This is a genomic window from Streptomyces sp. NPDC127038 (genome assembly GCF_042725875.1).
Classification (GTDB): Bacteria; Actinomycetota; Actinomycetes; order Streptomycetales; family Streptomycetaceae; genus Streptomyces.
Genome location: NZ_JBHXDQ010000041.1, coordinates 1 through 7,568, shown reverse-complemented (window position 1 = coordinate 7,568; position 7,568 = coordinate 1). Strand labels below are relative to the sequence as shown.

General features: G+C 73.7%; 7 protein-coding genes. 6 read left to right on the top strand and 1 reads right to left on the bottom strand.

Features of this window, described 5'->3' with window-relative positions:
- Window positions 1–162: 162 nt before the first annotated feature.
- Complete coding sequence (locus tag ACFWI4_RS25545; RefSeq protein WP_387200356.1) at window positions 163–1,080, bottom strand: RNA polymerase sigma factor SigF; 918 nt, start codon at window positions 1,078–1,080, stop codon at window positions 163–165.
- 249 nt (window positions 1,081–1,329) lie between these two features.
- Here ACFWI4_RS25545 and ACFWI4_RS25540 point away from each other — a divergent pair, with 249 nt between their 5' ends.
- The 6 genes from ACFWI4_RS25540 (at window position 1,330) to ACFWI4_RS25515 (ending at window position 7,421) form a co-directional block, all read left to right on the top strand.
- On the top strand, window positions 1,330–1,698 hold the full coding sequence (locus ACFWI4_RS25540; protein WP_385399912.1) for an STAS domain-containing protein: 369 nt from the start codon (window positions 1,330–1,332) through the stop codon (window positions 1,696–1,698).
- Between the two features lie 275 nt (window positions 1,699–1,973).
- Window positions 1,974–2,546, top strand: a complete 573-nt coding sequence (locus ACFWI4_RS25535) for an ATP-binding protein (RefSeq protein WP_387200353.1) — start codon at window positions 1,974–1,976, stop codon at window positions 2,544–2,546.
- Between the two features lie 710 nt (window positions 2,547–3,256).
- Window positions 3,257–3,994 (top strand): LPXTG cell wall anchor domain-containing protein, encoded by a 738-nt coding sequence (locus tag ACFWI4_RS25530; RefSeq protein ID WP_387200351.1) that lies wholly within the window; start codon window positions 3,257–3,259, stop codon window positions 3,992–3,994.
- Window positions 3,995–4,024: 30 nt separating this feature from the next.
- Complete coding sequence (locus ACFWI4_RS25525) at window positions 4,025–4,990, top strand: hypothetical protein (RefSeq protein WP_387200348.1); 966 nt, start codon at window positions 4,025–4,027, stop codon at window positions 4,988–4,990.
- Window positions 4,991–4,995: 5 nt separating this feature from the next.
- A complete protein-coding gene (locus ACFWI4_RS25520; RefSeq protein WP_387200477.1) occupies window positions 4,996–6,111 on the top strand; it encodes a hypothetical protein in 1,116 nt (371 codons plus the stop codon).
- A 62-nt stretch (window positions 6,112–6,173) separates the two neighbouring features.
- A complete protein-coding gene (locus ACFWI4_RS25515) occupies window positions 6,174–7,421 on the top strand; it encodes a hypothetical protein (RefSeq protein ID WP_387200474.1) in 1,248 nt (415 codons plus the stop codon).
- Window positions 7,422–7,568 lie beyond the last annotated feature (147 nt).

The following is a 7,568-nucleotide window of genomic DNA, read 5'->3' as shown; positions in this document are numbered from 1 at the left end:
GGGGCGGGTGGGTGGGGTTATTGGGTGCCCTAAAACGCTGGGGGGGGCCCCCACCCCCCCCGGGGGGGTGTGTGGGGGTGGGGCGGGGCGGGGGGGGGGGGCCGGGGCCCCCGCGCCCCCCCCCCGCCCCGGATGCGCGGCCTCGTGGGCCGCGAAGTCCACTCACTCCTCGACGGTCAGGCCCTTGCGGAGTCGCACGAGGGTGCGCGACAGCAGCCGGGAGACATGCATCTGGGAGATGCCGAGTTCGTCGCCGATCTCGGACTGGGTCATGTTCGCCACGAACCGCAGCGAGAGGATCTGCCGGTCGCGCTGCGGGAGTTCCGCGATGAGCGGCTTGAGGGACTCCACGTACTCGATGCCCTCGAGTCCGTTGTCCTCGTAGCCGATGCGGTCCGCGAGCGCGCCCTCGGAGTCGTCCTCCTCGGGCTGGGCGTCCAGCGAGCTGGCCGTGTAGGCGTTCGACGCGGCCATGCCCTCGACGACCTCGTCGCGGCTGATGCCGAGCCGTTCCGCGAGCTCGTTCACGGTCGGGGCGCGGTCGAGGCGCTGGGCCAGTTCGTCACCGGCCTTGGCCAGGTCGAGCCGGAGTTCCTGGAGCCTGCGGGGCACCCGCACCGACCAGGACGTGTCGCGGAAGAAGCGCTTGATCTCGCCGATGATCGTCGGCATCGCGAAGGTGGGGAACTCGACGCCGCGGCTCAGCTCGAAGCGGTCGATCGCCTTGATCAGGCCGATGGTGCCGACCTGGATGATGTCCTCCATCGGCTCGCTGCGGGAGCGGAAGCGGGAGGCGGCGAACTTCACCAGCGCGAGGTTGAGTTCGACGAGTGTGTTGCGGACGTACGCGTAGTCGTGCGTGCCCTCTTCGAGGGACTCCAGCCGCGCGAAGAGCGTCTTGGACAGAGCCCGTGCGTCCACCGGCCCGACCTCGTCGAACGGGGGGATCTCCGGAAGGCCGGCGAGTCCGGTGAGTGCGTCGGTTCCTTCGGTTCCGGTTCCGTCGACGTGCTCCGGGGATCGCGGAGAAGGTGTCGACGTCGCCGTCAGGGTCTGCGATGCGTCGAGCCGGGGTGACATGTGTCCTCCATCGTTCTCGGCATATGGCCGCCGATGCCAATACGTGCACTGCGGTGTGCGGCGCCTCCAAAGCCGGCCGGGTCGGATAGGTGTCCCTCCTAGCCCTATCCGGTTTCCGGAACTCACCGCAAGTGTCATACCCGGTGAAATGTCCATTTTGGTACGGTTGTTCGGGTGTCGGGTGCCGTGGAGAAGGCGTAGTGTTCGAGTGCGTACGTCAGTAGTCGCGACACTCGGGAGAGAGACGGCATGGACCGCGGGACGGTCGGCAGCGCACAGTCTGGCCGGCTTCTTGTCGAGGTGCGGGAAGAGGGCACGAGTGCTGTCGTGACCCCCGCGGGTGAGCTCGATCACCACACGGCCGACCTGTTGCGTGAGCCACTCGAGGAGTGTCTCGACAAGGGGTACGCGCGACTGGTCATCGACTGTTCCCGGCTGGAGTTCTGCGACTCCACCGGGCTGAACGTGCTGCTCGGCGCCCGGCTGAAGGCCGAGGCCGCGGGCGGCGGGGTGCACCTGGCGGCGATGCAGCCGGTGGTCGCCCGCGTCTTCGAGATCACCGGGGCGGAGGCCGTCTTCACTGTCCACGACACGCTCGAAGCGGCCCTGTCGGGCTGATCCGCGGGCTTTCGGACATGCCCTGGCCCCCGTCCCGGGTCCCCCTGCGTGACCGGCGCGTTACTCGCGTCACAGGTTCCGTGCCGAATACGTGGGTGTTCGCGCGGTTCCGTCGGGCAGGAGACATCCTGGACGGGCCGGTGGTCCGGGGGCCGGCGGCCGCCGCGGCGGAAGTTGTTGATCCACAAGCGGCGAAAGCCGTTGATCCATCCGTACTGAGTACTGCGTACTGAGTCTTGAATCGTGAACCGGTGAATCGGTGAGGTGAAGCGCTGATGAGCACCACCCGGCCCTGCTCGCCGGGCGACCGCGGCCCGGAGTCGGGCGACGGCGGCGCTTCCGCGGTGTCCGCGCGGGGCGTGGCGCCCGTGGAGAGCGTGGCGTCCGTAGGCGGCGCCCCCGTGGCCTCCCCGGCCGGCGCGGCCCCCGCGTCCGCCGGCGGCCAGGTCCGCACGCTGAGCCTCGTCGGCGAGAGCGGTGTCGTGCCGCTCGCCCGCGACTACGCCCGGCAGGCGCTGTACGCGTGGGGCTGGCTGCCCGCGGCGAGCGCCGACCGGCGGGCGGCCGCCGAGGACGTCCTGCTGGTCGTCTCCGAGCTGGTCACCAACGCCTGTCTGCACGCCGAGGGACCGGACGAGCTCCGGATCTCCTGCGACAACAAGGTGCTGCGCATCGAGGTCTCCGACCGCGGGTCGGGCCAGCCCGCCCCGCGCACCCCGCACCGCGCGGGCCGTCCCGGCGGGCACGGCATGTTCATCGTGCAGCGGCTCTGCCTGGACTGGGGGGTCGTACGGACACCCGGAGTGGCGGGCAAGACGGTCTGGGCGGAACTGGGCGCACCCGCCTAGCCCACCGGACCCGACACACCCCGCACGGCCTCACGACGCCCGGCGCACCGACACCGCGCCCGGCGCCCCGGTGCAACCCCGGCGCGCCCACCCAGCCGCACCGCTACCGGCGTACCCGCGCAGTCGTACCGTGCCCAGGCGCACCGGTGCAACCCGCCGCGCCCGCCCGAGCGCACTGCCACCGGCCCGACCCCGCCGCGCCCAGCGCCCCGGAGTGACCCCGCCACGTCCGGCGTAGCCGCACCCAGCCCGGCCGCACCGCGTCCGACGTACCGGCCCAACCGCAACGCCTCCGCCGCACCGGCACCCCGCCCAGCGCCCCCGCCCGGCCACCGCCTCCTGCGCGCAGGCGAACCGGCGTACCCGCACCCCGCCCGCCGCCCCCGCCCAGCCGCACCACGTCGGGTGCACCGGCCTAACCGCAATGCCTCCGCCGCACCGGCGCACCGGCGCCTCCGCCCCGGCCGCAGCACGCCCCGCTGTCTCCCACGCGACCGCACCGCGCCCGGAAGCGTGCCGCACCCGTGCGCCCCGCCCCGCCCCACCCCCAGCCGGTCCTCCGGGGTTACCCGCGGTTCGGGATTCCCCTCCTGAGGCGTCGGACGTCCTTCGGATCCTCACGGATCCGGGACGCACTGTGTCTTCCCTCCACAAGTCCCCGGGCGTACCTTGACGGCCGATCTGATGTTCCGTCAGGAAAGGGCAGGCCCGTGTCGTACCGGACGTACCAGAAACGAACCGCCGCGCTCGCGTTCGCCGCGGCCCTGGCCGGCTCGGCGGTGCTGACGGCCGCCCCCGCAGCTCAGGCCGACGTGGTGGACGTCAACTACCAGTGCAAGACACCGATCGGCGACAAGAGCGCCGTATCCCCCATCGACATCAAGGGCGTCAGGAGCGGCAGCTCCTACAAGCTCACCATGTCCTGGCAGAAGGGCGTCTCCTCCAGCCCGGTCGAGCTCGGCAAGGGCGCGATGACGCCGAGCGCCGTCATCAAGGTGGGCGGCGCGGACAGCGGCACGGTGGCGGTGAGCGGCGCGGCCAACGCGGCCGCCATCCCCGCCAACACGCCCATAAAGATCAATGACCTGAGCGGGACCTACACGCCGAAGAAGTCCGGCAAGGTCACCTTCACCGCGGGCGTCCTCACCATCAAGGCCCTCGGCACCACGACCACCTGCACGCCCACGAACAGCCCGGGGCCCTCGCTGACCCTGGACGTCACGGCGGCGGGCGGTTCGGGCTCGTCGACCTCCGGGTCGTCCACCTCCGGCTCGTCCACCTCGGGTTCGTCGACCTCGGGCTCCTCCTCCGGTTCCGGCGGCTCCCTCCCACAGACCGGCCCCGAGGACTCCGTGATCGCCCTCGGCACCCTCGGCGGCACCGTCCTGCTCGCCGGAGCGGCGGGCGTGCTGTGGCTGACGCGCAGGCATCAGGCGGTACGCCGCTGACCGTCCCGCACCACGACCTGGAGCCGCCGCATGCCGTACGCACTCCCCGCTGCCCGCGTGCTGGGCCTGACCCTGGTGCTGCTGGGCGCGGCACCGCCGGCCCTGGCCGCCGAGGGCTGGTCCGTCGTGCCGGCCGCGGGCGGTGCGGCCGACGGACGGCCCGCCGTCTACGCGGAGGGGGCGCCCGGCACGGTCCTCCAGGACGCGGTGTCCGTGCTCAACCCGGGGGCCCGGACCCTCACCGTCCGGCTGCGCGGCGCCGCAGACGGCACCTCCGCCGTGCGGGAAGGGCCGGCGGACGCGGGCGCCTGGATCGCCTTCGCCGGTCGCGCGCACGGCCGCAGGACCGCGGTGCGGGAACTGTCCGTACGGGTGCCGGCGCACACCCGGGCCGATGTGCCGTTCACCATCGGCGTCCCGGCCGGGGCGGCGCCCGGCGACCATCCCGGCGCGATCCTCGCGAGCGGCGGCGGCCGCACCTCGGCGGTCCGGGTCCGGCTCCGGGTGCCGGGACCGGCGTTGCCGGCGCTGACCGTCGAGCACGTCAGGGTGGGCGGCGGCCGGATCTCGTACGACCTGGTCAACCGCGGCACCACGGTCCTCGTCCCGTATCTCGCCGTGCACGCGGGCGGGGTCTTCGGCGCCCTGCTCGACCGGGGCCCGCGCGCCCTGCCCGTCGAACTGCCGCCGGGCCGCCGGATCACGCTCCACGAGCCCTGGACCGATCCGCCCGCGCTCGACGCGGCCGAGGTGCGGCTCACGGTGACGGCGGCGGGCGGTGTGCGCTCGACGGGGGCCGCGTCGGTCCGGTTCGTGCCGTGGGCGGCGATGGCCGGTGCGGGCGCGGCCCTGGCGGCACTGGGGGCCCTGTTCGCCCTACGGCGGCGCGGGCGGGCCGGGGGACGTGGGCCGTGGTCTCGCGGGCGCCGGGTGCGGGGCGAGGGATCCGATGAACAGCCGGGCAGACAGGTCGAGTTGACGGGAGCGGTGTCGTGAGCGTCCTGGGCGGCAGAGTGCGGGCGGCGGCGCTGGGGGCGGTGCTGGCGCTCGTCCTGGTCCCGTTGGCGGGGGCGGTCTCGGCGTTCCCGGCGTCGGCCGCCGGGGGGCCGGGCGTCACCCTGTCCAAGTCCGAGGCGGGGGCGGGAGGTTCGGTCACCGTGACGGGCAGCGGCTGGCGGCCCGGGACCCTGCTGATGATGCTGATCTGCGGCCAGTCGGTGCCCTCGCGCGGGGTGATCGGCGGCACCAACTCCTGTGCCAACGCCGACGGACGGGCCGTCACGACCGACGCGAAGGGCGGCTTCAGCAGGAAACTGCCGGTGGCCGAGCCGCCCGAGCCCTGTCCCTGCGTGGTGCACGTCGCCACCGTCACCGGTGCGAAGGCCGAGGCCGACGCCGTCTTCATGGTGGCCGGTCACGCGGTCGCGCCGCTGCCGAAGCAGGAGGGCGGCGGCCGGATCGCGGTGCTGACCGACACCCGGCTCGACGGATCGAGCGGTCTGCTGACCTGGTTCGGCTCGCCCCCCTCGCGCACCCTCGTCCTCACCGTCGGCAACGTGGGCACCGCCCCCGTGCGGAACCCGGTCTTCCAGGTCGGCACCGCCCACGGGGTGTTCGCCCCGCAGTGGGAGGAACAGGAGTGGCGCGGCAGCATCGCGCCCGGCGGCAAGGCGGAGATCAGGATCCCGGTCGAACTGTCCGCCGGGGCGCACGGCGACTACACGGTCTCGCTGAGGTACGGCGGGAAGGTGATCGCCGAGCAGCCGTGGGGCGTGGGCCGCCCCTGGGGCGTCACCCTCTTCTGGATCCTGCTCTGCGTGGTCGTCCCGGCCGCCGTGTTCCGGGCCGGGATGGCCGTGGTCGACCGGGTGCGCCCCCGGAGGCAGGCCGGGCGGACCGGCCGGCACCGGGGACTCGGTCCGGGGCCGGCCGAGCTCACCCGGCGCCTGCCCTGGGTGCACCCCGCCTCCCGGCCGCCGAAGGACGCCCCGGCGTCCCCGGCCCCCGCCCTGCCCTGGTTCACCCCCGGCACCGATCCGGGGACCGGGGCGAACCGTCAGCTCTCCGCACCGCACGAGAACGGTCCGACGACGCAGACGAGAGAGGGGCACACGTGAGCACGCTACGGAGAGTGGTACCGGCCCGAGGCCGCAGGGCGGGCGCGGCCGGGGTCGCGCTGATGCTCGGCGGTGCGGGCGTCCTGCTGGGGGTGGCCGCCGTCCCGGCGCAGGCCGCCGAGGTGTCGTACGCCACGGAGTGCATTCCGCCCGCGATCTCCGGGCTGCCCGCGGTCGAGGGCACCACGAAGGTGGAGATCACCGCGCCCGCCGAGGCGAAGGTGGGCGACGAGGTCACCATCACCTGGAAGTTCACCCAGGCCGCCTCGAAGAACCCCGACGTCCTCGATCTCGACGCGAACACCGTCAAGCCCACCGGCACGCTGAAGGCGGGCGGCGCGCAGACGGCGGACATCGCGATGGAGGGGCCACGCACGAACCCCGCGATCCCCAAGAACAGCGACATGAAGCTGTCCGACATGACGGGCAAGCTGAAACTGACGGCGGCGGGGAACGTCACGCTCACCCCGGACGCGTACGACATCAATGTCAGCAAGCCGATCTCCACCGACACCAAGTGCACGCCCAAGGAGACGGTGAACCCGTCGGCGACCATCAAGGTGACGAGCGGCGGCGGTTCGGGCGGCACCCCGACGCCGACCCCCACACCCACTCCCACCCCGACGCCGACTCCGACGCCGAGCGGATCGGTCGGCGCGTCGCCGAGCAGCGGCGGGCAGACCGACTTCACCGGCAAGGAGGTGGCCGTCCCGTACGCCTGCAAGACGCCCATCGGGGACAAGAACGCGACCTCGCCGGTGCGGATCGACGCGAAGAGGAACGGCGGGAGCTACGACCTCACCGTGCGGTTCAAGGGGTCCGTGATGGACAGCCCGGCCGACATTCCCGCCGACTCCGTCAAGCCGTCGATGGAGGTCGTGCTCGGCGGCGCCGACAAGGGCACCGTGCACGTCGAGGGTCCGGCCAACTCCTCGGCGATCAAGTCGGGCGACCCGATCGAGATCCCCGATCTGACGGGCACCTACAAACCGGGCGCGACCGGGTCGTCGACGCTGTCCCCGGGTGTGCTGACGGTGATGGCCCTGGGTACGACGACGACCTGCACCCCGACCACGTCGGAGGTCTCGCTGACCCTGGACACCGAGGCGCAGGCGGGCGGCGCCGCGGGCGGCGGGTCCGGCTCGTCCGGCTCCGGGTCCGGGTCCGCGGGGACGTCCTCCGGCGGGGGCCTGGCGGAGACGGGCTCCGACAGCCACGGCGCCCTGGAGGCGCTCGGACTGGTGGCGGGCACGGTCGTCCTGCTGGGCGGCGCGGTCTTCACCTTCATGCCGGGCCGCAGGGGCCGCTGAGCACGACGCCGGAAGGGCTGCCGGGCTCGGCCGCGGGAACGGCGAAGGGGGGGGGGCCCGCCCCCGGGGGGGGGGCGTGGGGGGGGCGCGGGCCCCCGCGCCGGGGCCCGCCCCCCGGCCGGGGCGTGGCATGATCGGGGTCATGCC